Origin of the sequence: Sphingosinicella terrae, from assembly GCF_003347635.1 — a bacterium.
Lineage (GTDB): Bacteria > Pseudomonadota > Alphaproteobacteria > Sphingomonadales > Sphingomonadaceae > Allosphingosinicella > Allosphingosinicella terrae.
This window is the reverse complement of the sequence record NZ_QDFY01000001.1, coordinates 533,083-556,084: the sequence shown is the minus strand read 5'-3', so window position 1 is coordinate 556,084 and position 23,002 is coordinate 533,083. Positions and strand designations below refer to the sequence as shown.

Genomic DNA, 23,002 nt, shown 5'->3' with positions numbered 1-23,002 from the left:
GATTCGGGTTCTTGCCGCTCCTCTTCCGGGAGAGGGGCTCCAAGGAAGACCGGCGCTAGCGCCGTCCCTTCGCGATCAGCGCCTTGGCCTGCTCGACGTGCAGCAGCTCGATCATCCTGCCCTCGTGCCGTTCGGCCCCGCCGGTGGCGGAGGCGACGAGGCGCTGGGCCGCCTCGAGCTCGGCCTCGCTCGGCGCGAAGGCGCGGTTGACCGTGTCGATCTGGCTGGGATGGATCACCGACTTTCCGTCGAAGCCGTAGAGCCGGCCCTCCTCGCACTCCGCCTCGAGTGCGTCGCCTGCCTCGAGCCGGTTATGGACGCCGTCGAAGGCGGGGACGCCGCCCGCGCGCGCTGCCAGCACGATCCGCTGCAGCGCATAGACCAGGCCGCGCCGGCCCGAATCCGGCGGCAGACCCAGAGTGGCGGCGAGGTCGTTGGTGCCGGCGATCAGGCCGCGCGTCGCCGGAGCGATCGCGGCGGCGTCGACGACGCCGCGCGGGGTCTCGATCATCGCCAGCACCGGCTTGCCCATCAGCCAGGCCGCATCGGCGACCTGCTTGCTGGTCTCCGCCTTGGGCAGGACGACATATTGAATGGCGGCGCGGCGGACGGCGACGACGTCCTCGCCGTAATGTCGCGACCCTGTCGCATTCACCCGTATGGCGACCGGTCGGCCGCCAAAGCCTTCGGCGCAGGCCGCGATCACGGCCGAGCGGGCCTCGCCCTTTTCCTCCTCGCGCACCGAATCTTCGAGGTCGAGGATGACGAGGTCGGCGGGCAGCTCGCGCGCCTTGGCGACCGCGCGAGGATTGGAGGCGGGCAGGAACAGGAGGGAACGGCAAAGACGGAGGTCTTCTGGAGGCATGTCGCATCTCCGATTATGCTTGGATGATCCGCCGCCAGCGGACATGATGAGGCGCTGGCGGAGGGAGAAAAGACGATGGAACTGGCGATCCTGATCCCCTTGGCGTTCGTGCTCCTCTACCTGTTCGCGAGCGTGAAGATCGTCAAGCAAGGCTATCAGTACACGATCGAGCATCTCGGCCGTTTCACGGCGGTCGCCCGCCCCGGCTTCAACTTCTACCCCGCCATGCTCTACCGTGTCGGGCGCAAGGTGAACATGATGGAGCAGGTGCTCGACATTCCCGGGCAGGAGATCATCACCAAAGACAATGCGATGGTCTCGACCGACGGCGTCGTCTTCTTTCAGGTGCTCGACGCCGCCAAGGCCGCCTATGAGGTGTCCGACCTCTATCTCTCCATCATGCAGCTCACCACCACCAACCTGCGGACGGTGATGGGATCGATGGACTTAGACGAGACCCTGTCCAAGCGCGACGAGATCAACGCCCGCTTGCTGTCGGTGGTCGACCAGGCAACCGAGGCCTGGGGCCTCAAGATCACCCGCGTCGAGATCAAGGACATCCGCCCGCCCGCCGACATCATCAACGCGATGGGCCGGCAGATGAAGGCCGAGCGCGAGAAGCGGGCCGTGATCCTCGAGGCGGAGGGCAGCCGGGCCTCCGAGATCCTGCGCGCCGAAGGTGCCAAGCAGTCGCAGATCCTCGAGGCCGAAGGGCGCCGCGAGGCCGCCTTCCGCGACGCCGAGGCACGCGAGCGAGAGGCCGAGGCGGAGGCCAAGGCGACCCAGATGGTCTCCGAGGCGATCGCCGGCGGCAATGCCCAGGCCATCAACTATTTCATCGCCCAGAAATATGTCGAGGCGGTCAGCGAGTTCGCCCGCTCTCCCAATGCCAAGACGATCCTCTTCCCGGTCGAGGCGACCCAGCTGATCGGCACGCTCGGCGGCATCGGCGAGCTGGCGCGAAGCGCGCTGCGTGGCGACGAGGCCGCCGCGCCCGCGGCGGCGCCGCGAGCGCCGCGGGCCGGGCTGGGGCCGTTCGAGGGCCCCGGATCGTGAGCCTCGGCGGCATCGGTCTGCACTGGTGGTGGCTGATCGCGGCCGCCATATTGGGCATTCTCGAGATCCTGCTGCCAGGCGTGTTCCTGGTGTGGATGGCGGCCGCGGCGGCCGTGACCGGCATCGTCGTCGCGCTGCTGCCTTTGCCCTTCCCCTTCCAGCTCGCACTGTTCGGCCTGCTCGCCATGGCCGCCGTGTTCGGCGGGCGCCGCGTCTACGAGCGCAACCCGGTGCCGACCAGCGACCCCTTGCTCAACGATCGCACCGCGCGGCTGATCGGCCAGACGGTCCAGGTCGTCACCGCGATCGAGAATGGAGAGGGTCGGGTGAAGGTCGGCGACAGCGTGTGGACGGCCCGCGGCCCAGACGCGCCGGCGGGCGCCCGGATGCGAGTCACCGGCGCCGAGGGCGGCTGCCTCAGGGTCGAGCCGGTTCCGGCGCTGCCGTCCTGACCTCGCGCGAGGAAGCGAGCTTCCTGAGCAGCGATTCCAGGTTGGCGGCCTCCTCATCGGTGAGGTCCTCGAGTACCTGATTCTCGAACGCCATATCCTCGCGAAAGGCGTTCTCCGCCACCTTTCTTCCGGCGGCGGTCAGCTGGACGAGCGTGCTGCGGGCATCGTTCGGATCGGGAAGCCGTTCGACCAGGCCGGCCTTCTCGAGACGCCCGAGCCGGGCGGTGAGCCCGCCCGAGGAGATCATCAGCCAGCGATAGAGCTCGGTCGGACGAAGGCAGTAAGGCGCACCCGACCGCCGCAATGTCGACAGGACGTCGAACTCGCCGCTGTCCAGCCCGTGCTTCCCAAAGATCGCCTCGATCGGCGGACGCAGGTTGAGCGTGATCCAGCGCATCCGGCCGATGATCGCCATGCCCCGCGTGTCCAGGTCGGGAAGTTCGCTGGCCCATTGCGCTCGGCGCAGGTCGATCCCGTCCCGCGCCTCGACCATTTCTCTTGACATCAAGACATCCCTAATTATCTTGATATCGAGATAGCTTCCGCGACGTCATGAGGCAAGGCAGATCGACTGAACGGACGACCGCCCACCGGTCGCCGCCCGCCCAATTCATTCCCCCCGAAAGGAGCAACGCCATGAAGATCACCGTCGAAACCCGCATCGACGCGCCGATGGACGAGGTGTGGCGCGCCTACACGACGCCCGCCGACATCATGAAATGGAATGCGGCGTCGGACGACTGGCACACGATCGCCGCCACGGTGGATCTGCGCGAAGGTGGCGCCTTCTCCTCGCGGATGGAGGCGAAGGACGGCAGCATGGGCTTCGATTTCGCCGGGACATACACCAGGATCGTGCCGCACGAGCGGATCGACTATGCCTTCGGCGACCGCACCGCCGAGGTCGAGTTCGCGCAGCGTGAAGGCGGCGTCGACGTCAAGGTCGCGTTCGACCCCGAGGACAGCTATCCTGAAGAGCATCAGCGCATGGGCTGGCAGGCGATCCTGGACAGTTTCGGCCGCTTCGTCGAAGCCCGGCATCGCTCGGGAGGGTGATGGGTCTCGATGCGCCGGCGCAGTCAGTCCGGCGGGTGCTTCCGCCCGAGAAAATCCTTGGTCAGTGCCACCGCTTCCTCCAGGCAGGTCTCGAGCAGCCAATGGCCGCCATCGAGCATGTGGAGCTCCGCCTCGGGCAGGTCGCGCAGCCACGCGCGCCCGGCTTCTTCGGGCATGTAGCCATCCTGGGGCCCCCACAGGATCAGGGCCGGCGGCTCATGCTCGCGCAGCCACGCCTGATAGCGGGGGAACCAGGCCAGATTGGCCCGAAGATCGTAGATGATCCGCGCCGCATTCTCCCGCCGCCGGTCGGTCATCAGCGACCAGTGGAGCGTCCACAGGTCCGGCGGGATCCGTTCGGCGAGGTCGCTGCGGACGTGGTTCAGGAACTCGTCGCGAAAATGGTCGCCGGTGACGAGCTCGCGCAGCCGGGCGATGCCTTGCTCGCGCTCCAGCTTCCAGATGTCGCGAAGGCCTGCATATTTGGGGCCCATCGCGTCTTCGTAGATGTCGCTGTTCTGGACGATCAGCCCAGCGATCCGGCCCGGATCGCGCATTGCCAGACGCAGCCCGATCCAGCCGCCGAAATCGTGCAGATAGAGGACGACGCGGTCGACGCCGAGGCCGTCCAGGAACGCTGCCAGCAGCTCGGCGAAGCCGTCGAAATCATAGGCGAAGCCGGGCGGAGTCGCGCTGTAGCCCGAGCCGGGGAAATCGGGCGCGAGCAAACGCCAGCGATCGCCGAGACGGGCCATACAATTGCGGAACTCGAAGGACGAGCAAGGATAACCGTGCGGCAGCAACACGGCCGGAGCATCGGCCTGCCCCGCCTCGCGATAGAAGATGTCGACGCCTGCGACGGTCGTTCGAAGGTGGTGGACGGGAACGCCAGTCATGCTTCTCTCCGCGCCAAGGTGCCGAGCCAGCCGGTCTTCTGGACAATGCGTCGGGGCGCGGGCGGTTCAGGCGGACCTCGTCCAATCCACGCCGGCGCGCGACGAACGTACGATCAGAGGCGCGCCGCGATCCCGGCGGCGAGGCGATCGACGGCGCCCTCCGCGAGCGACAGGAACAGGCAGGGTTCGACCAGCTCGATCTCCTGGAGCCGCGCCGTGCCGTCATTGTCGGTGGCGAGGTCGACGCGCGCGTAGAGGGGCGATTCGTCGAGCGCGGCCATGACCCTCTCGGCGAGGCCGAGCTCGACCGGGTCCGGCGCCATGACGGCGGGCGAGTCGAACCCGCGCGGCGCGTTCGCGAGCGTCGGCGGCCGGCGGACGGCGTGGCTGAAGCAACCGTCGAAGAACACGAAGGAGCGCTCCCCTTCGGTCTCGAAGGCCCGGAGATAGGGCTGGACCAGCAGGTCATGCGCCTTCGCCAGGCGATCGAGGACCGGCTGGGCCACCCCGGCTTCGGCGATCGTCACGATGTGGGTCTCGTGGGCGCTCGCCGAGACCGCCGGCTTGACGACCGCGCGGCCCCAGCCACGGCGGCGCATCAGCTCGCCCAGATCGGCCGTCTCGCCGCGCCTGAGCCACTCGGTCGGCGTGACCGGAACGCCCCGGGCCTCCAGTTCTCGCAGATAGAATTTGTGGAGGTTCCAACGCAGCAACCGGGCGGGATTGAGCAGCAGCCGGGTACGCTCGACTTCGTCGGCCCAGGCCAGGAAGCGGTCAGGAGCGATATGGCTGTCCCAGGTCGAGCGGATGACGACGGCCTTCGCCGATCGCCACGCTCCGGCCGCATCGCTCCACACCGCTGGTTCGGCCGAGACGCCGACATCCGCGAGCGCGGCGACGAAGCCGCGGTCGAAGGGTCCGAGCTCGGGATAGTCCGAGCTGGTGGCGATGGCGACGTCAGCCACGCTCCCCTCCCTGTCGAACACTCGTGCCGAAGGTCGGCAGGGCCTTTCCTCGCCTCATGGTTCGGTCACAGGGGGCGGTGGGGCCGGCGGCGCGTCTCCGCTGGCGAGCACCTCCTGCTTGTCCTCCTCGAGATAGAGGCGGCGAACGAGCACCAGAACCACGATGGTCAGAGGCGTGGCGAGCAGCACGCCGGCGACCCCGAACAGGATGCCGGCGGCGATGATGCCGAAGATGGTGACGGCGGGCGGCAGGTCGACCATCCGGTTCTGCAGCAGCGGCATGACGAGATTGCCCTGCAGCTGCTGCACGGCAATGAGGACGCCGATCGTCCACAGGCCGGTATCGGTGCCTTGGCCGAACCCGAGGATCACCGCCGGGATCACGGCGACGAAGATGCCGAGATAGGGGACGAATTCGGCCAGGCCGGCGACGAGTCCGATCGCCCAGGCCGCCGGCACGCCGACCAGCCAGAGGCCGAAGCCGGTGCCGAGGCCGACGAAGATCATGCCCAGCGCCTGGCCCTTCAGCCAGTTGCGCAGCGAAACCGAGATCGCGTCGAGGGTCTCCGCTGCCGAGGCGCGCGCGCCCGGCGGGATCAGGCGAAGGAGGCCGCCGGCATAGAGGGCCGGCTGCGCGGCGAGGTAGAGACCGCCGACGAGGACGAGGACGAGCCCCGACAGCGCGCCGCCGAGCGCCGCCAGCGCGCCGGTGGCGACGTTGACGATCGTCTGTCCGCTGGGCGCCAGTCCCTGCGCACGCTCGAGCATGGCCGCGCCGATCGCGGAATTGCGGATGCTCCCCTGCACGCTCTCCCAGGCAGCGGGCAGCCGGGCCGCGAGCTCGGCGAACTCGGTGCGCATCGTCGTCCCGAAGAAGTAGAAGGCACCGCCGATGGCGGCGACCAGCCCCAGCACGACGAGGCCGAGTGACAGCGCGAAAGGGAGGCGCGTACGCGCGCGCACGGCATTGGTCAGGGTCAGCAGGATGAGCGAGACCAAGGCGCAGGCGAAGAGCAGCAGGAGCAGGTCGATGAGCAGCCACAGCACATAGGCCGCGGCGATCGTCGCAAGGACGATCGCGGTCCCGCGAAAGACGCGCCGCTCGAAATTGTCGCGCACCGTCCGCCAGGGCGTCTCCTCGCGGCTGATCTGGTCCGACTGCTCGGTGAAATTCGGCATCGGCCATCGCTCCCCTCGTCGCGGCTCCGCGGCGCGGACCGGCTCCTCGGCATATCAGCGTCCGCCGGTTGCACAAACGCTAGAATGGCCGGCACCGCAGCCGCTCTTGGCCTGCGGAGGGCAGCGGTAGATTGACTCCAATTCGACAATTAGCTAATCGTCGAATCATGGCGACCGTGTTCAAGGCCCTCTCCGATCCGACGCGTCGGCGCGTGCTGCAGCTGCTGCGCGACAGTCCACTGAGCGCCGGCGATCTGTGCGGCCATTTCGACGTGTCGAAGCCGACCATGTCGGCCCACTTCGCGGTGCTGAAGGAAGCCGACCTCGTCCATGCCGAGAAGGCCGGCAAGTCCGTCATCTACCATCTGAAGCTCTCGGTGCTCGAAGAGGCGCTGCTGGGCTTCGCCCATTCGTTCGGCCTGGGCGTCGAGGCGCCGTCGGCGAGCAAGGAGCCTGCGCGATGAAGAAGGAGCTTCTCACCGGTCTGGCCTGGGGCGGCGGCATCGTGCTGCTGGCGCTCGCCGCGTCCTTCGCCCGCGACCAGGGGCATATCGATCAGGACTCCGTCCTTCGGATCGTCATCGGCATGAATGGTCTGATGATCGCTTTCTATGGCAATCGCGCGCCCAAGGTGGTCGCTCCCACCGCCTGCGCCCAGCGCATCGCGCGGGTGAGCGGATGGGCGTTCGTGCTGAGCGGCCTCCTCTATGCCGCGCTCTGGGCCTTCGCCCCGATACCGGTCGCGATCTGGCTTGGAACGGCTGCGGTGGCGACGGGGATGGTCGTGACATTGGGCTATTGCCTGTGGGCGCGCGCACGGCTGGCCGCGGAGAGGCGGCCGCGGGCGTAGCGCCCGCTCTCCGTAGCCATCACCTCAACGGAGGTCGCATGAGGCGAAGGGGCAGTCGCCTCCTATGGAACCGGTAATGCTCTTCCGAGATCGGGATCGGCCCACTCCAGACGCGCCTCCGCCGAGAACAGCCGCTCCCGGCTGTAATATCTGAGCGGCCATTCCCGCCGCCCCTCCTCGCCCAGCAGCAGCGCGTTGACCCGCGCGGCCAGCCCGCCTGCCCCTTCGCTCCTCTTCAGGCTCCGGCGGACGCCGCGGATGAACAGCTGCGTGATCGTCTCGTGATAGCCCTGCGTCTCGTCGTTCACCCCGCCGACGCTTTCATTGTAGCGGCGGATGATCGCCGGAAGGTCGCGCTCCGGCAGTATCTCGGGACGCTCCAGAATGAGCCAGGCGCACGTGGCGAGATGAGCCTCGTGGGTCCAATCCGCCTTGGCCAGGGTACAGGCGAGCAGGCCCTCGCCGATGCGGCGGATCGCCGCGTCGTCGGCGAACAGGCGGGGCTTGTGGTCGGGTTCGATCATGTCGTCTTCTCCAGGCAAAAAGAAGGGAGCGCGCCGGTCGCCCGGCGCGCTCCCTGGAAGGACTGCGGATGCGGGGGCTCAGACCGGTTGGACGGCAGGCTCCCGCATTTGGGCGGTCTCGGCGGCGCCGGGAGCGGCTCCGCGCGGCGCGGCGTCGAGGACGCCCTGGTCGACATGATCCGCGAAGCGGGCGAAATTGTCGTTGAACAACTTCACCAGCCGGGCCGCGGTCGCGTCATAATCGTCCTTGTTCGTCCAGGTGTCGCGCGGGTCGAGGATGCGCTGCTCGACGCCCGGGACACTGACCGGCACGTCGAAGCCGAACCAGGGGTCGCGGCGGAACTGCACGCTCCTGAGGCTGCCGTCGAGCGCGGCGTTGAGCAGCGCCCGGGTCGCCTTGATAGGCATGCGGCTGCCGACGCCATATTTGCCGCCGGTCCAACCGGTATTGACCAGCCAGCAATCGACGCCGCCCTTGGCGATCCGCTCCTTGAGGAGGTTGCCGTAGACCGAGGGGTGGCGCGGCATGAAGGGCGCGCCGAAACAGGTCGAGAAGGTCGCCTCCGGTTCGGTGACGCCGATCTCCGTTCCGGCGACCTTTGCGGTGTAGCCGGACAGGAAATGGTACATCGCCTGGTCCGGAGTGAGCCGCGCGATCGGCGGCAGCACGCCGAAGGCGTCGGCGGTGAGGAAGATGACGTTCCTCGGCACCGGCCCCATATTCTCGGCCGAGCAATTGGGGATGAAGTCGATCGGATAGGCGCCGCGGGTATTCTCGGCGAGACTGGAATCGTCGAGGTCGAGCGCGCGCGTCACCTGATCGATCACCACATTCTCGAGCACCGTGCCGAACCGTTTCGTCGTCGCGTAGATTTCCGGCTCGGCCTCGGGCGAGAGCCGGATCATCTTGGCGTAGCAGCCGCCCTCGAAGTTGAAGACGGCGGTGTCGGACCAGCCATGCTCGTCGTCTCCGATCAGGGTGCGGCTCGCATCGGCAGAAAGGGTGGTCTTGCCGGTACCCGACAGCCCGAAGAAGATCGCCGTGTCGCCCTGGGGCCCGATATTGGCCGAGCAGTGCATCGGCATGACGCCCTCGGCCGGCAGCAGATAGTTGAGGATCGAGAAGACCGACTTCTTCATCTCGCCGGCATAGGCCGTGCCGCCGATCAGGATCATCCGCTCGCTCATGTTGACGGCGATCACCGTCTCGGAACGGGTGCCGTGGCGCTCGGGATCGGCCTTGAAGCTGGGCAGATCGATGATCGTGAATTCGGGCTCGAAGCCGGCCAGCTCTTCAGCCGCCGGACGCACCAGCATGGTGCGGATGAACAGGCTGTGCCAGGCCAACTCGTTGATGACGCGGACGCGGACGCGATGCTCCGGCTGGGAGCCGCCATGGAGATCCTGGACGAACAGGGTCTCCTTCTCGGCGAGCGCGGACAGGAAATCGGCCTTGAGCGCGGCGAACTGGGCCGGGCTCATCGACTTGTTGTTGTCCCACCAGATATTGTCGCCGGTCTCGGCGTCGCGGACGATGAACTTGTCCTTCGCCGACCGGCCGGTGTGGCGGCCGGTGGCGACGACGAGCGGGCCGTCCTTGGCGAGCATGCCCTCGCCGCGGCGTACCGACGCCTCGACGAGCGGCGCCGTCTCGAGGTTCCAGTGAAGCTCCGCCTCGGTGTCGATGCCCTGGTGCGAAAGCGCGAATGAAGGGACCCTGCTGGTCAACTCAACTCCCCTATAAAATAGTATAAGTGGCAGCCCGCAAGCGGGCCTCATCCATGGGCCGGCCATATCGGAGGGGCGGTGCCGCGTCAAAGGGTGGCGCCCCGCCGCGGCCGCCGCTAAACCCGCGTCGGGGAAGGAAAAGCGCAAGATGTCGGTGACCATCGCGCTCGTCGACGACGACCGCAATATTTTGACATCGCTGTCAGTCACCCTCCAGTCGGAGGGGTTCGTCACGCGCCTCTATTCGGACGGTGAAGCGGCGCTGAAGGCGCTCGTCGAAAATCCACCGGACCTCGCCATTCTCGACATCAAGATGCCGCGCATGGACGGGATGGAGCTGCTGAGGCGGCTGCGCGAGCGCTGCGACTTCCCGGTCATCTTCCTGACCTCGAAGGACGAGGAGCTCGACGAGGCGCTCGGTCTTGCGATGGGCGCCGACGATTATGTCGCCAAGCCTTTCTCGCAGAGGCTGCTGCTCGCCCGCATCCGGGCAGTGCTGCGCCGCACCGAGATGCGGGCGCGTCCCCCGGAGGAAAGCGAGGCGGCGGAAGCGATCGAGATCGCGCGCGGGCGGCTGCGCATGGACCCGGCGCGGCACCGGGTCACCTGGAACGGCGGCGACGTCACCCTGACCGTGACCGAGTTCATGATCCTCGAGGCGCTCGCTCAGCGACCCGGCGTGGTCAAGTCGCGCAACCAATTGATGGACGTCGCCTATCAGGACGACATCTACGTCGACGATCGCACGATCGACAGCCACATCAAGCGGATGCGCCGCAAGTTCCGCGAGGTCGATCCCACCTTCAAGGCCATCGAGACGCTCTACGGCGTCGGGTACCGCTTTGCGGAGGAGTGATGAGACCGAGCTGGGTCTGGGTCTGGGGCTTGGCTGGACGCGCCGCGTGTCGCTGCGCCACCGCATCCTCGCCGTCAACGTCTTCGCCATCATCATCCTCGCCGGCAGCCTCTTCTATCTCGACGGCTTCCGCAGCCGGCTGACCGAGGCGCGGCTCGAGCAGACCCGCTCCGAGACGGTGATGATCGCCCATGTCCTCGAGGCGATTCCGGCCGAGGCGCGCCAGCCGCTGCTCGTCCGCCTGGGCCAGGATCTGCGGGTGCGGCTGCGCTTCTACGACGCGACCGGGGCGAAGCGCGCCGACAGCTGGGCCGGCGCGCCGCCGACCTACGAGCTTCGCGACCCGGCGACGGAGGCCTGGTACCGAGACGTCGCCCGGGCGCTCGACAACGGCTTCGATGCGATCGTCGGCGCCCCCCGGCGGCCGCTGTTCGAGCCGCCGGCGATCGACCGCCTCGAAGCCTGGCCGGAAGGCGCGGCGGCGCTTGCGCAAGGTGGTCCCACCGTCGAGATCAGGCGCGCGCCCGAAGGCACGCCCTATGTCAGCGCGGCCGTGCGCATCGGCGGGACGGAGGCCGGCGTGCTCCTGCTCACGGTCAATGCCCGCGACATTCGCCGCGTCGTCCGCGCCGAGCGCTTCTCGCTCGCGCTGATCCTGCTCGGCACCGTCATCCTTTCGGTGCTGCTGTCGCGCTTCCTCGCCCGCACCATCGCCAACCCGTTGCGCAAGCTTGCGCTGGCGGCGCACCGGGTCCGGTTGGGCCGCGCCCGCGAAGTCGACGTGCCTCTGCTTCCGCGCCGCCGCGATGAAATCGGCCTGCTCGCCCGCGCGCTCCACGACATGACCCAAAGCCTGCGCCAGCGCATCGATTCGACCGAGGCCTTCGCCGCCGACGTCACGCACGAGCTCAAGAATCCCCTCGCGTCGCTGCGCTCGGCCGTCGACACGCTCGAGCGCGTCGAGGATCCGGCGCTGCGCCGGCAGATGCTCGACGTCGTCCGCGAGGACGTGGCACGGCTCGACCGCCTCGTCGTCGACATTGCCGAAACGTCGCGTCTCGACGCGGAGCTGTCGCGCGCGCGGTTCGAGCCGGTCGATCTCGGCCCGCTGATCGAATCGATGCTCGCCTCCTGGGAAGCGCGGGCCGGCAACGGCGTGCAGATCGCTTACGCCCGGCCGCGCGTCGGCACGGCGGTGGTGCTCGGCGACGAATCGCGTCTCGCGCGACTGGTCGACAACCTCGTCGACAACGCCATTTCCTTTTCGCCAGTCGGCGGCCTCGTCGAGATCCGTGCCGCCGCTGTGGCCGGGTCGGTGATCGTCACGATCGAGGATGAGGGGCCCGGCGTTCCGGCCGACTCGCGCGAGGCGGTGTTCAACCGCTTCCACAGTATCCGGCCGCCCGAGGATTTCGGCCGTCATTCCGGCCTCGGGCTGGCTATCGCCAAGGCGATCGTCGAAGGCCATGGCGGCCGCATCCTCGTCGAGGACCGGCATGGCGGGCGCCGCGGCGCCCGCTTCGTGGTCCGCTTTCCGGGAGCCCCGTCATGAAGTCACCGTCCCTGTCCTCGGAAACCGTGCATGCCTCCTGTGTCGCCATCGGCGGCAAGGGCGTGCTGATCGGCGGCCGCTCCGGCCGCGGCAAGTCGGACCTCGCACTGCGTCTGATCGACCGCGGCGCAGCCCTGGTCAGCGATGATTACGTGCTCGTCCGACGGATCGACGGCCGGCTGCTCGCCAGCGCCCCGGAGACGATCGCCGGCAAGATCGAGATCCGGGGGATCGGCATCGTCGACCTTCCGGCCGAACGCGACGTCCCGGTGGCGCTGATGGTCGATCTCGACGCCGATCCGGTGCGGCTGCCCGAACCCGGCGAGGCGCGGATGATCGCCGGCGTGAAAGTGCCGACGGTCGGCCTGGCTGCGCTTGAGGCATCGGCGCCGATCAAGGTAGAAGCGGCGCTCAAGCTCCTGGGGGTTCACAGCTGAATTGGCACGCGCGGACGATCCTTCGCGTATCCTGCTCGTCACCGGTCTGTCCGGTGCCGGCAAGACGACCGTGCTCAAGACGCTCGAGGATCTCGGCTGGGAAGTGGTCGACAACCTCCCGCTGTCGCTGGTGCGCCACCTGCTGGCAACGCCGCTGCCGGCGGGCGCCGACCGCACCCGGCCGCTGGCGATCGGGCTCGACAGCCGCACCCGCGGCTTCGACGCGGAGGGCGTCGTCAAGCAGATCAAGCGGTTGGCCAGGGAGCATGCGGCGGGGGTCGAGATGCTCTATCTCGAATGCCAGACTCCGGAGCTCCTTCGTCGCTATTCGGAGACGCGCCGCCGCCATCCGCTCGCGCCGGACCGGCCCGCCACCGACGGCATCCTCGAGGAGCGCGAGCTGACGGCGCCGCTCAAGCGCTGGGCCGACCATGTCATCGATACCACCGACAGCGATTCGAACCTGCTGCGCCAGCAGGTCCGCGATCGCTTCGGCGGCGAGGACGCGCCGACCCTGACCGTGATCTCCTTCGGCTTCTCCCGCGGCGTGCCGCGCAATGCGGATCTCGTCTTCGACATGCGCTTCCTGCGCAATCCGCACTGGCACAAGCCGCTGCGCGAGCTCACCGGGCTCGATCGGAAGGTGGCACAGCATATCGCCGAGGACGAGGTCTATGAGGACGCGCTCGAGCGCATCGAAGGGCTGCTGCTGACCCTCCTCCCCCGCTACCGGGCGGAAGGAAAATCCTATGTCTCGGTGGCGTTCGGCTGTACCGGCGGCCGTCACAGATCGGTACATGTCGCCGAACGGGTGGCTGGCCGGTTGCGTGCGGCGGGATTTTCGCCCACGGTGGCCCATCGCGATCTCGCCACGCCACCGCGCGACGGCATCGAGCGATCCGCCGGGGCGGAATCAGCTGGGACAGGTTCGACGACCAACGGGGCGGACGACGAATTTCAAGGTGAATGAATGATTGGTCTGGTGCTGGTTACCCATGGCCGACTCGCGGTCGAATTCGTCGTCGCGATGGAGCACGTCGTGGGGCCGCAGGAGAAGATCGAGCCGATCTGCATCGGCCCTGACGACGACATGGAGGCGCGCCGCGACGACATCGCCAAGGCGATCGCCAAGGTCGATGACGGCGGCGGCGTCATCGTCCTTACCGACCTGTTCGGCGGCACCCCGTCCAACCTCGCCATCTCGCTGATGAAGAGCGGCAAGATCGAGGTGATCGCCGGCGTCAACCTGCCGATGCTGATACGTCTCGAGGGCGCGCGAAAGACCATGGACGTCAAGGCCGCCGTCGCCGCCGCGCGCGAGGCGGGGCGGAAGTACATATCGGTGGCATCCGAGATACTCGGCGAGGCCGCCGCTTGATCAGTCGTACGGTCGAGGTGCGCAACAAGCGCGGCCTCCATGCCCGCGCCAGCGCGAAGTTCGTCACCATCGCCTCCGGCCTCGACGCTCAGGTCGAGGTCGAGAAGGACGGCACCAAGGTATGCGGGACCTCGATCATGGGGCTGATGATGCTCGGCGCGGCGATGGGCGACACCATCACCATCTCGGCCAGCGGCTTCGGCGCCGAGCAGGCGCTGGAGCAGCTGGTCGAGCTGGTCGAGGCGCGGTTCCACGAGGAATGACGCGGCCCGCCCCCACCGGGTTCTCCGGGCGCGACTGACCGATGCCGCGCCAGGTCACCGCTTTCTCCAATCCGCTCGTCAAGCAGGCGCGCGGGCTTCGCGACAAGAAGAACCGACGCCGCGAGGGCCTCTTCCTCGGCGAGGGCCTGCGCATCCTCACCGAGGCGCGCGAGGCCGGCCACCTGCCGGAGCTGCTCTTCTACAGCGAAGCCGGCCATCCCTTGCTCGACCGGCTGATCGACGAAACCGAGGCCAAGGGCGGCGAAGCGATCGAGACGAATGCGGACATCCTCCACAAGATCTCGGGCAAGGACAATCCGCAGACCGTGATCGGCGTCTATCGCGCCTTCGAGACCGGATTGGACAGGCTCGATAGATCGGCCTCGCCCTTGTGGATCGTCGCCCAGTCGCTTCGCGACCCCGGCAATATCGGCACCATCCTTCGCACCGGCGATGCCGCCGGCGCCGGCGGCCTCATCCTGATCGACGATTGCGCGGACCCCTTCTCGGTCGAGGCGGTGCGCGCCTCGATGGGCGCGCTGTTCACCCAGCGCATCGCCGCCGCCCGCTGGGAGGATTTCCTGCTCTGGCTGCGCGCCGGGAAGGGCCAGCTGATCGGCACCAGCCTCAACGCCAGCCAGGACTATCAGCAGCCTCTGTATGCATCGCCGGCCTTCATTCTGGTCGGCAACGAGCAGGCCGGGCTGCCGCCTGCCTACGAGTCCGAGTGCGACCTTCTGGTCAAGATCCCGATGCTCGGCAAGGCCGACAGCCTCAACGCCGCGATCGCCACCGCCGTGATGGTCTACGAGGTGGTCAACCAGTTCCGGCGGGGGTGAGAGATTTGCCGAACGGCCGTTCATCGACAGTTCCGGCAGCCGGGCCTATCCTGCCGTGATGCGTACCTTCCCCCTCCTCGCCTTGCTCGTTGCAGGATGCGCCACCGTGCCCGCAGGGCCGACGACTCCCTCGGAGTCGTTCCGCGCACTCGGCACCGAGCCGTTCTGGGCGATCAATATCGCCGACGGCCGGATGACCTTCGAGGCACCGGACATTGAAACTTTCTCCGTGCCGGCGCCGGCGCCACGCCGGACGGCTCAAGGCCGTCGCTGGGAAACGCCGCGCATCGTCCTCGATTCGCGCCCCGAAAGGTGCAGCGACGGAATGAGCGACCGCATCTACGCCGAGACCGTGCGCGCCCGCGTCGACGGTCGCGAGCTGAGCGGCTGCGGCGGCGACATCGTGCCGCCGGCGAGCCTGGCCGACACGCAATGGACGATCGTCGAGATAGACGGCCGCCCGGTGAGCGGCGAGACCTACCATCTGGGTTTCACCGGCGACCGGCTGAGCGGCCAGGCCGGCTGCAACCGCTTCTCCGGTCCCTATGCGGCCGGCGACGGAACGTTCATGCCGGGTGCGGTGATCTCGACCCGGATGGCCTGCCCGGAGCCGCGGATGGATCATGAGCGGCGGGCGCTGCAGATGCTGCAGGGGCCGGTGCGGATCGAGCATCCGGACGGCGACAGCCTGCGGCTTTCCGGCAATGGCGTGACGATGAGGCTGCGACGCGCGATCTGATCCGCCGGGTTCGTGACGCCGGCGAATCGTTGGGAACGGCCCGGGCAGTCGCGCGCTGTCGGGCGTCATGAGACGCCCCCGGATCACCATGCCGAAATGGCCTGCTTATGCGATGGCGGGCTTCGCGGCCGCCTGTGCCTATCCTGCCATCACGATGCCGCCGCCTGCCGCGGAGAATTATCGCGCGCTCGGCCAGGAGCCGGGCTGGAGCCTCGCCATCGCCGGCGGCCGCATGACCTATGTCGGCAATTATGGCGAGACCCGGATCAGCGCTCCGCGCCCCGATCCTGATCCGACGATGGCCGGACGCCGTTACGATACCCGGCGGCTCACCGTCGATATCGTCGAAGCACGCTGCAACGACGCGATGAGCGGCCATGGCTACGCACATCAGGTGACGGTCATCGCCGACGGCGCCCGGGTGCGCGGCTGCGGCGGCGAGCGGCGCGCTGACTGGGATGCTTGACGTCCCCTCCCCCTCCCTGCGCCAATCAGTTATGCATCCGTAACCGACACATACAAAATGAGGGGGACGGATGCCGAAGGACATCGAGATTTCGCGCGCCGCGAAGCTGCTTCCCATCAACGAGATCGCCGCCCGGCTCGGCATCCCGGACGAGGCGGTCGAGCCTTATGGCCGGACCAAGGCCAAGATTTCGCTCGATTGGCTCGCCTCCCGTCGCGGCCAGCCGCAGGGCAAGCTCATCCTCGTCACCGCGATCAACCCTACCCCGCCGGGCGAAGGCAAGACGACGACGTCGGTCGGCCTCGCCGACGGCCTCAACCGGATCGGGCGCAAGACGATCCTGTGCCTGCGCGAGCCCTCGCTCGGCCCCTGCTTCGGCATGAAGGGGGGCGCCGCCGGCGGCGGCTATGCCCAGGTCGTGCCGATGGAGGAGATCAATCTCCATTTCACCGGTGATTTTCACGCCATCACCAGCGCCCACAATCTCCTCGCCGCTTTGCTCGACAACCACATCCACTGGGGCAACAAGCTCGACATCGACGTTCGCCGGATCGTCTGGAAGCGGGTGATCGACATGAACGATCGTGCGCTCCGCCACATCGTCCAGTCGCTCGGCGGCGTCGGCAACGGCTTTCCGCGCGAATCCGGCTTCGACATCACCGTCGCCTCGGAGATCATGGCGATATTGTGCCTCGCCGAGGATCTGGCCGACCTTCGCGAGCGGCTCGGCCGCATCGTCGTCGGCTATCGCCGCGACAAGAGTGCGGTGACGGCGCGCGATCTCGAGGCCCAAGGCGCAATGACCGTCCTGCTCGCCCAGGCGATCAGGCCCAATCTCGTCCAGACGCTCGAGAACAACCCGGCCTTCATCCACGGCGGACCGTTCGGCAACATCGCCCATGGCTGCAACTCGGTCATCGCCACCCGCGCCGGGCTCGGCCTCGCCGACTATGTCGTCACCGAGGCCGGCTTCGGCGCCGACCTCGGCGCCGAGAAGTTCTTCGACATCAAGTGCCGCCAGGCAGGGCTGCATCCGGCCGCCGCCGTCATCGTCGCGACGGTGCGGGCGCTCAAATATAATGGCGGCGTTTCCAAGAACGATCTCACCTCCGAGAATGTCGCCGCGGTGAGAGCCGGCGGGATCAATCTCGCCCGCCATATCGAGAATATCCGTCAGTTCGGCGTCCCCGCCGTCGTCGCTATCAACCATTTCGGCACCGACACCGCAGCGGAGGTCGAGGCGGTACGCGAGATAGCCGCTGCCCATGGCGTCGAGGCGGTGCTCGCCACGCATTGGGCCGACGGCGGGGCCGGTGCCGAGGCGCTGGCCGAGCGGGTGGCGGCGATCGCCGAGGCGGGCGGAGCCCAGTTCGCGCCGCTTTACGACAGCGAACTCAGACTGTTCGACAAGATCAGCACGATCGCGACCCGGATCTACCGGGCCGACGAGGCGATCGCCAATTCGGGTGTACGCAATCAGCTCCACCAGTGGGAGCGGGACGGCTACGGCCATCTCCAGGTCTGCATGGCGAAGACCCAGTACAGCTTCTCGACCGACCCCGCTTTGCTCGGCGCGCCGAGCCACCATGTCGTGCCCGTGCGGGAGGTCCGCCTCGCCGCCGGCGCCGGCTTCGTCGTCGCCGTGTGCGGCGACCTGATGACGATGCCTGGCCTGCCCAGCGTGCCCTCGGCCGAAGGCATGGACGTCGACGAACGCGGCCTGATCGTCGGCCTATCCTGAGGCGCGGAGCCGCCTTGCCGGGCCGGCGCGGCGGCGGCTTCCCCTACGACGCCATCGAAGCTAGCTTCGCGGGCCATGCCCCCGATCCGGTCCAGCTCGATCCAGCCTCAGGCCGCGCCCGCGCCTAAGCCGACGGCACTGCCGGCGCCTGTCGGCAAGATGCGACCGCCGCGCCAGCGCATCTTCGCGTCGGTACGCGAGGCGTTGCTGCGCGAGCTCGACGAATCGCTCGGCGCCGCGCTCACCATCACCCAGTCGCCGGCCGGTTTCGGCAAGACGACGCTGCTCGGCCAGTGGTTCGAGCGGCTGCGCAGCCGCGAGGAGATCAAGGTCGCCTGGCTCAGCCTGGACGAGGACGATGGCGAGCTCACCCGCTTTCTCGCCAACCTCGCTCTGGCGCTCGAGGCGGCGGGCCTGGCGCTGGAGCCGGACGCGACCCGCCAGGCACCGTCGTTCAGCGAGGCCGCGCGCCGGCGCGAATCGCTGCGGCTGGCGATCGAGAAGAATGCCGGAATGACGGTGATCATCCTCGACGATTATCATCGGCTGCGATCGAACGAGGTCGACGAGGTGGTCGACTATCTCGTCCGCTCGGTCTCTTCCGGGCTCAACCTGGTGATCAGCACCCGCGATCGGCCGGAACTGCGCGTCGCCGATCTCGAGGCGCAGGGACTGGTCACCCATCTCGACGGCTCGAGCCTGGCGCTGACCCTCGAGGAGGCGGCGACCATCTTCCAGGGCCAGATCTCGCCCGAGGATCTCGCCGCCATCCACGCACGCACGGAAGGATGGGCCGTGGCGCTCCAGCTCGCCAAGCTCTGGCTCGACCGCGACCGGCGCCGCGAGAGCGAGATCGGCGCCTTTACCGGGCGCACCGACGCGATCGCGCGCTACTTGCTCGAGCAGGTCCTGAGCGATCTCGAGCCCCCGCTGCGCGACTTCCTGATCGAGACCTCGGTGCTCGACAGCTTCGATGCGGAGGCGGCCGACGCGATCCGCGATCGCCAGGATTCACGTCAGGCGCTGGCGGACCTTGCCCGCTTCGACGCCCTGCTCGTCCCGCTCGACGGCGCCCGGCGCTGGTTCCGCTATCATCACCTGTTCGCCGATTTCCTGCGCGAGCAGCTGCTGCCCGAGCGCGCGGTCGCGCTGCATCGGCGCGCGAGCGCCCGCTTCGCCGCCGCCGGCGATCTCCTCCAGGCGGTCAAGCATTCCCGGCGCGGCCATGATCTCGAGGGCGCGGTGGCGCTCGTGGCCGCCGCCGGCGGGTGGGAGATGGTGCTGCACCAGGGAATCGGCTTCACCCGCGGCCTGATGGCCCTGTTCACGCCGTCCGAGATCGAGGGGCAGCCCGATTTGCTTCGCATCCACGGCTATCTCCAGCTCAAATATGGCGAGCTCGACGAGGCCCGGCGCTGTATCGAGCAGGCGCGGGCGCTGACCGGTCCTGACGCCGACCGTGACGACACCGTTCTTACCGCCTTGCTCAATGCCTATGCGGACGAGGTCCACGATCCCGACTGGCTGCGGGCGCTGGGCGAGCGCATCGCGCTGCTGCCGGAAGACGACCATCTCGGCCGGGCGACGCTGAGCGCCGCGGCGGCGGTGGGCGCGCTCGGGGCCGGCGACTTCGCCCGCGCCGAGGCCGAGAGCAAGGCTGGTATCGCGGCGATGGAGGTGGCCGGAACTGCGCTCGGCTCCACCTATTGCCGCTTCCACTTCGCGCAGAGCCATTTCTATCGGGGCGACGTCGACGCCGCCGAGACCTGCATGCGCGAGGCGCTCGTCACCGCCGAGGAGAATTACGGATCGGACCGGGCTTTGAAGGCCGTCGGCAACAGCCTGCTCGGCCACGTCCTCTACTGGCGAGGCGAAGCCGAGGAGGCGCGGCGCCGGGTCGGCTCCGCACTGGGCGCGCTCGAGGCCCATGACAGCTGGCTCGATATCCTCGCGGTCGCCTGCTTCACGGCGGTCTCGCTCGCGGTCCGCCGCGGCGACCATGACGAGGCCGCCTCGCTGCTCGACCGCACCTATGCCATGGCCCGCAGCCGCAGCCTCGTTCAGCTCGAGGCCCTGGCGGATGCCTGGCGGGTCGAGAAGCATGTCGCCCTCGGCGACGTGGAGACCGCCAGCCAGCTCGCCTCGGATCTCGGCGTCGCGGATCGGGCCGGAGAGCCCGGGCCGCCGGACCGCTGGCGCGTGACCACCGCCTCCGGCCTCGCCCTCGCCCAGCTCCACCTTCGCGCAGGCCAGTCGGCCAAGGCGCTGCAGATCCTCAGACGGCTGCGTGACGTTGCGGTCGGCCAGGGGCGCGCGCTCGATTGCGCCCGTATCGATGCGCTCCAGGCCTGCGCGGCCCGCGCCCGCGCCGACACGACGGCGATGGTCGCCAGCTTCGTCCGCGCTCTCGATTATGCCTGCTCCCACCGGGTGCCCGGCGTGATCACCGGCTTCGCCATCGAGATCGATCCGATGGTGAATGCGGCGCTTCGTTCGGCCGGCGCCGAGCTGTCGGAGCCCCTGCGCGCCTTCGCCCGCCGGCTCCGGCCCGCCGCCGCCTCGTCTCCGGCGCGGGACGAGAGCCTGTCGAGCCGCGAGCTGGCGGTGCTCGGCCAGCTCTGCGTCGGCCGCTCGAACAAGGAGATCGGCCGCCAGCTCGACCTGTCCGAGAACACGGTGAAGTTTCACTTGAAGCGGGTCTACGAGAAGCTCGGCGCCCATTCCCGGTCCGCGGCCGTGTCCGCCGCGATGCAGCGCGGGCTGATCCGGATCGATTAGCCGAAGCGCCGCACCCAGCCACCCGATCGGGTAGGTAGCCGCGCCACCCGCTTCGCCACCACCCGTTTCGCCTCCGTTACCCTTGCCCGTTCCGGATTGGCATTTGCCCGCGTCCCCTGCATCTGGACGACGGGAGCAAGGGGGATTGGTCAAGAATGTTAGATCGAACGACGTCGCGTCTACTCGCCGGAACGATCATGCTGGGAGCCGCAGCGCCCGCCTGGAGCCAGGATCCGGCGCAGGCGCCGCAGGCCGCGGCCGATGAGGATCAGGAGATCGTCGTCACCGCCCGCTATCGCGAGGAACGGCTCCAGGACGTGCCTATCGCGGTCACCGCATTCGGCGAGCAGCAGATCCGGGATGCGAGGATCGATCAGGTCGGCGACTTCATCGGCCTGACGCCGAACGTCACCATCGCGCAGTCGGAAAGCTCCGGTCTCAGCGCCATCTCGATACGCGGCATCACCCAGGTACGCAATTCCGAGGCGCCGGTTGCAGTCGTCGTCGACGGCGTGCTGCAGAACAATCCTCGGCAGTTCGCCCAGGAGCTGTTCGACGTCGAGCGGATCGAGGTGCTGCGCGGGCCCCAGGGCGCGCTCTACGGCCGCAACGCGACCGGCGGCGCGATCATCGTCACCACCCGGCAGCCGACCAATGCCTTCGAGGGACATGTCCGCGCCGCCTACGGGACCGGAGACGAATATCTGCTCGAAGGCTCCGCAAGCGGCGCCCTCGTCGCCGATCGGCTGCTGTTCCGGATCGGCGCCCGCTACGTCGATCGCGAGGGCTATTTCGACAATATCTTCGTCGGCGACGAGCAGGATCCCTATCGCGACTTTTCGGCGAGCGCGCTGCTGCGCTGGCTGCCGACCGACACGGTGACGATCGATCTGCGCGGATCGCTATCCCGCACCCGCGGCGGCGCACTGGCCTTCTGGTACCAGCCGGCCAATCTCGCGGCCGACGGAGTCTCGCTCGACCCGGCCAACCCGTTCGACTTCACGCGCGGCGACGCCGACGAGGTCCGGCGGACCTTCTATTCGACCAATATCGGCCGCGACGATCGCGAGATCGAGGATCTGTCGCTCAAGGTCGACTGGGAGCTGGGCTTCGCCACCCTCACTTCGATCAGCGCCTATAACCGGCTCGAGGAGTTCGTGGCCGGCGACCAGGTGCCCTACACGGCCTCGCGCAACATCTTCGGGCTGGACGGGACCCAGACCCAATATATCGACATCGAGGCGTTCAGTCAGGAGCTCAGGCTGACCTCGTCCGCGCCCGGGCCGCTGCGCTGGATGGTCGGTGCCTATTATCTCGATGCCGACCGCTTCATCTCGTCCACCACCGGCTTCGACAGCGGCACCGGCATCGCCCGGGTAGAGCGCGCACCGCGCCCCGCGACCGCCGACAATCCGACCCTGAGCTTCTTCGGCGACGACAATCGCAACCGCAATTACGCCGTCTTCGGCAACCTCGCCTACGACATCCTTCCACAGCTCGAGGCGAGCCTCGCCCTGCGATACGACAAGGAGAAAAGGCGCCAGGACGTTTCGCCGTTCAACACCGGCGGCACGCCGGGCGGAGTCAACCGCGCCGAGTTCGACAAGTGGCAGCCGCGCGCGTCCCTCTCCTACCGGCCGACCGATGACGTCAATCTCTACGTGACCTATGGCGAAGGCTTCCGCTCCGGGCAATTCAACCAGAACGGCACCGCCGCCGCCGCCGCTGCGGTCGGCATTGCCGGCGTCTCCGACCTGGTACCGCAGGAGAATACGCGGACCTGGGAAGTCGGCACCAAGCTGCAGTTCGCCCGCCGTCGGGTCAGGATCGACGCCGCCGCCTTCGACACCGAGGTGACCAACCAGCAATATTTCGTGTTCATCGGCGCGATCGGCGCGCAGGTTCTGGTGCCGATCGACCGTGTCAGGTTGCGCGGTTTCGAAGCGCTGGCCACCGCCGAGATTGCCGGCGGCCTCTCGGCCTATGCCGGCTTCGGCTATACCGACAGCGAGATCAGGCGTTACCGCGTGACCCCCGCCGATGTCGGCAACCGGGCGCCCTATGTCCCCGAGACGACGATCAATCTCGGCCTTCAATACCGCACCCAGCTGACCGACGGTCTCGGCCTGTTCGCCCGCGCCGACTATCGCCGTCTCGGCCGACAATTCTGGGACCCGGAGAACACGACCGCGCGGTCGAACGTCAGCCTCGCCGATTTCCGGCTCGGGCTCGAGGATCCGGATGGGCGGTGGACCCTGACCGGGTCGGTCGAGAACGCCTTCGACGAGGTCTATAACAGCGAATATGTCTTGGGCGGTTTCGCCCATGCGGCGCCGCCACGGGTCTGGCGCATCGACCTGCGCTATAATTTCTGAGGCCCTG

24 protein-coding genes are annotated in these 23,002 nt (G+C 68.2%); 17 read left to right on the top strand and 7 right to left on the bottom strand.

All coding sequences use genetic code 11. The annotated features are described in order from the left end of the window. Positions 1 to 55 precede the first annotated feature (55 nt). Positions 56 to 865 carry an HpcH/HpaI aldolase/citrate lyase family protein gene (locus DDE10_RS02620; RefSeq protein ID WP_114951141.1) on the bottom strand — a complete coding sequence of 270 codons (810 nt, stop codon included), beginning with the start codon at positions 863 to 865 and terminating at the stop codon, positions 56 to 58. A gap of 75 nt (positions 866 to 940) precedes the next feature. On the opposite strand from DDE10_RS02620, the gene DDE10_RS02615 reads away from it, so the two are divergent. After that, positions 941 to 1,921 carry an SPFH domain-containing protein gene (locus DDE10_RS02615; protein ID WP_114951140.1) on the top strand — a complete coding sequence of 327 codons (981 nt, stop codon included), beginning with the start codon at positions 941 to 943 and terminating at the stop codon, positions 1,919 to 1,921. Continuing rightward, the gene (locus DDE10_RS02610; protein ID WP_284734399.1) at positions 1,918 to 2,373 is read left to right on the top strand and encodes an NfeD family protein; all 456 of its coding nucleotides are present in this window, start codon (positions 1,918 to 1,920) and stop codon (positions 2,371 to 2,373) included. Before DDE10_RS02615 ends, DDE10_RS02610 begins: the two co-directional genes overlap by 4 nt. On the opposite strand, the gene DDE10_RS02605 is transcribed toward DDE10_RS02610, so the two are convergent. After that, positions 2,339 to 2,878, bottom strand: a complete 540-nt coding sequence (locus DDE10_RS02605; RefSeq protein ID WP_114951138.1) for a MarR family winged helix-turn-helix transcriptional regulator — start codon at positions 2,876 to 2,878, stop codon at positions 2,339 to 2,341. The genes DDE10_RS02610 and DDE10_RS02605 overlap by 35 nt on opposite strands. A gap of 131 nt (positions 2,879 to 3,009) precedes the next feature. Here DDE10_RS02605 and DDE10_RS02600 point away from each other — a divergent pair, with 131 nt between their 5' ends. Then, positions 3,010 to 3,429 (top strand): SRPBCC family protein, encoded by a 420-nt coding sequence (locus tag DDE10_RS02600; protein ID WP_114951137.1) that lies wholly within the window; start codon positions 3,010 to 3,012, stop codon positions 3,427 to 3,429. A 23-nt stretch (positions 3,430 to 3,452) separates the two neighbouring features. Here the strand turns inward: DDE10_RS02600 and DDE10_RS02595 are convergent, their stop codons facing one another. From DDE10_RS02595 to DDE10_RS02585, 3 genes are all read right to left on the bottom strand, one after another. Continuing rightward, positions 3,453 to 4,325: an alpha/beta fold hydrolase gene (locus tag DDE10_RS02595; protein ID WP_114951136.1), complete on the bottom strand. Its 873-nt coding sequence runs from the start codon at positions 4,323 to 4,325 to the stop codon at positions 3,453 to 3,455. Between the two features lie 113 nt (positions 4,326 to 4,438). Further along, entirely contained in the window at positions 4,439 to 5,290 is an 852-nt protein-coding gene (locus DDE10_RS02590; RefSeq protein ID WP_114951698.1) for an ATP-grasp domain-containing protein, read from the bottom strand. Between the two features lie 54 nt (positions 5,291 to 5,344). Continuing rightward, complete coding sequence (locus tag DDE10_RS02585) at positions 5,345 to 6,469, bottom strand: AI-2E family transporter (RefSeq protein WP_114951135.1); 1,125 nt, start codon at positions 6,467 to 6,469, stop codon at positions 5,345 to 5,347. Positions 6,470 to 6,636: 167 nt separating this feature from the next. Here DDE10_RS02585 and DDE10_RS02580 point away from each other — a divergent pair, with 167 nt between their 5' ends. Further along, positions 6,637 to 6,933 carry an autorepressor SdpR family transcription factor gene (locus tag DDE10_RS02580; protein WP_114951134.1) on the top strand — a complete coding sequence of 99 codons (297 nt, stop codon included), beginning with the start codon at positions 6,637 to 6,639 and terminating at the stop codon, positions 6,931 to 6,933. Next, positions 6,930 to 7,319: an ammonium transporter gene (locus DDE10_RS02575; RefSeq protein ID WP_284734398.1), complete on the top strand. Its 390-nt coding sequence runs from the start codon at positions 6,930 to 6,932 to the stop codon at positions 7,317 to 7,319. The genes DDE10_RS02580 and DDE10_RS02575 overlap by 4 nt, the downstream gene beginning before the upstream one ends. A 62-nt stretch (positions 7,320 to 7,381) precedes the next feature. Here the strand turns inward: DDE10_RS02575 and DDE10_RS02570 are convergent, their stop codons facing one another. Together DDE10_RS02570 and DDE10_RS02565 are read right to left on the bottom strand one after the other, a co-directional pair. Beyond that, entirely contained in the window at positions 7,382 to 7,843 is a 462-nt protein-coding gene (locus DDE10_RS02570) for a hypothetical protein (RefSeq protein WP_284734397.1), read from the bottom strand. A gap of 78 nt (positions 7,844 to 7,921) precedes the next feature. Then, positions 7,922 to 9,571 carry a phosphoenolpyruvate carboxykinase gene (locus DDE10_RS02565; RefSeq protein ID WP_114951133.1) on the bottom strand — a complete coding sequence of 550 codons (1,650 nt, stop codon included), beginning with the start codon at positions 9,569 to 9,571 and terminating at the stop codon, positions 7,922 to 7,924. A gap of 148 nt (positions 9,572 to 9,719) precedes the next feature. Here DDE10_RS02565 and DDE10_RS02560 point away from each other — a divergent pair, with 148 nt between their 5' ends. The 12 genes from DDE10_RS02560 (at position 9,720) to DDE10_RS02505 (ending at position 22,995) form a co-directional block, all read left to right on the top strand. Next, positions 9,720 to 10,427, top strand: a complete 708-nt coding sequence (locus DDE10_RS02560; RefSeq protein WP_114951132.1) for a response regulator transcription factor — start codon at positions 9,720 to 9,722, stop codon at positions 10,425 to 10,427. Beyond that, positions 10,414 to 11,979, top strand: coding sequence for a sensor histidine kinase (locus tag DDE10_RS02555; protein WP_284734396.1), 1,566 nt, complete (start codon positions 10,414 to 10,416; stop codon positions 11,977 to 11,979). The genes DDE10_RS02560 and DDE10_RS02555 overlap by 14 nt, the downstream gene beginning before the upstream one ends. Beyond that, positions 11,976 to 12,416 carry an HPr kinase/phosphorylase gene (locus tag DDE10_RS02550; protein ID WP_114951130.1) on the top strand — a complete coding sequence of 147 codons (441 nt, stop codon included), beginning with the start codon at positions 11,976 to 11,978 and terminating at the stop codon, positions 12,414 to 12,416. Before DDE10_RS02555 ends, DDE10_RS02550 begins: the two co-directional genes overlap by 4 nt. A 1-nt stretch (position 12,417) precedes the next feature. Further along, a complete protein-coding gene (gene rapZ, locus DDE10_RS02545) occupies positions 12,418 to 13,386 on the top strand; it encodes an RNase adapter RapZ (RefSeq protein ID WP_284734395.1) in 969 nt (322 codons plus the stop codon). Continuing rightward, positions 13,387 to 13,794 carry a PTS sugar transporter subunit IIA gene (locus DDE10_RS02540; protein WP_114951129.1) on the top strand — a complete coding sequence of 136 codons (408 nt, stop codon included), beginning with the start codon at positions 13,387 to 13,389 and terminating at the stop codon, positions 13,792 to 13,794. Continuing rightward, complete coding sequence (locus tag DDE10_RS02535; RefSeq protein ID WP_114951128.1) at positions 13,791 to 14,057, top strand: HPr family phosphocarrier protein; 267 nt, start codon at positions 13,791 to 13,793, stop codon at positions 14,055 to 14,057. The genes DDE10_RS02540 and DDE10_RS02535 overlap by 4 nt, the downstream gene beginning before the upstream one ends. A gap of 41 nt (positions 14,058 to 14,098) precedes the next feature. Next, positions 14,099 to 14,896, top strand: coding sequence for a TrmH family RNA methyltransferase (locus tag DDE10_RS02530; RefSeq protein WP_114951127.1), 798 nt, complete (start codon positions 14,099 to 14,101; stop codon positions 14,894 to 14,896). A 58-nt stretch (positions 14,897 to 14,954) separates the two neighbouring features. Beyond that, on the top strand, positions 14,955 to 15,635 hold the full coding sequence (locus DDE10_RS02525; protein WP_114951126.1) for an META domain-containing protein: 681 nt from the start codon (positions 14,955 to 14,957) through the stop codon (positions 15,633 to 15,635). A gap of 67 nt (positions 15,636 to 15,702) precedes the next feature. Beyond that, the gene (locus DDE10_RS02520; protein ID WP_162806231.1) at positions 15,703 to 16,101 is read left to right on the top strand and encodes a hypothetical protein; all 399 of its coding nucleotides are present in this window, start codon (positions 15,703 to 15,705) and stop codon (positions 16,099 to 16,101) included. Positions 16,102 to 16,171: 70 nt separating this feature from the next. Next, positions 16,172 to 17,842 carry a formate--tetrahydrofolate ligase gene (locus tag DDE10_RS02515; protein ID WP_114951124.1) on the top strand — a complete coding sequence of 557 codons (1,671 nt, stop codon included), beginning with the start codon at positions 16,172 to 16,174 and terminating at the stop codon, positions 17,840 to 17,842. 159 nt (positions 17,843 to 18,001) lie between these two features. Further along, positions 18,002 to 20,620 carry a winged helix-turn-helix domain-containing protein gene (locus tag DDE10_RS02510; protein WP_114951123.1) on the top strand — a complete coding sequence of 873 codons (2,619 nt, stop codon included), beginning with the start codon at positions 18,002 to 18,004 and terminating at the stop codon, positions 20,618 to 20,620. A gap of 197 nt (positions 20,621 to 20,817) precedes the next feature. Then, positions 20,818 to 22,995, top strand: coding sequence for a TonB-dependent receptor (locus tag DDE10_RS02505; protein WP_284734394.1), 2,178 nt, complete (start codon positions 20,818 to 20,820; stop codon positions 22,993 to 22,995). The last annotated feature ends 7 nt before the right edge of the window (positions 22,996 to 23,002 follow it).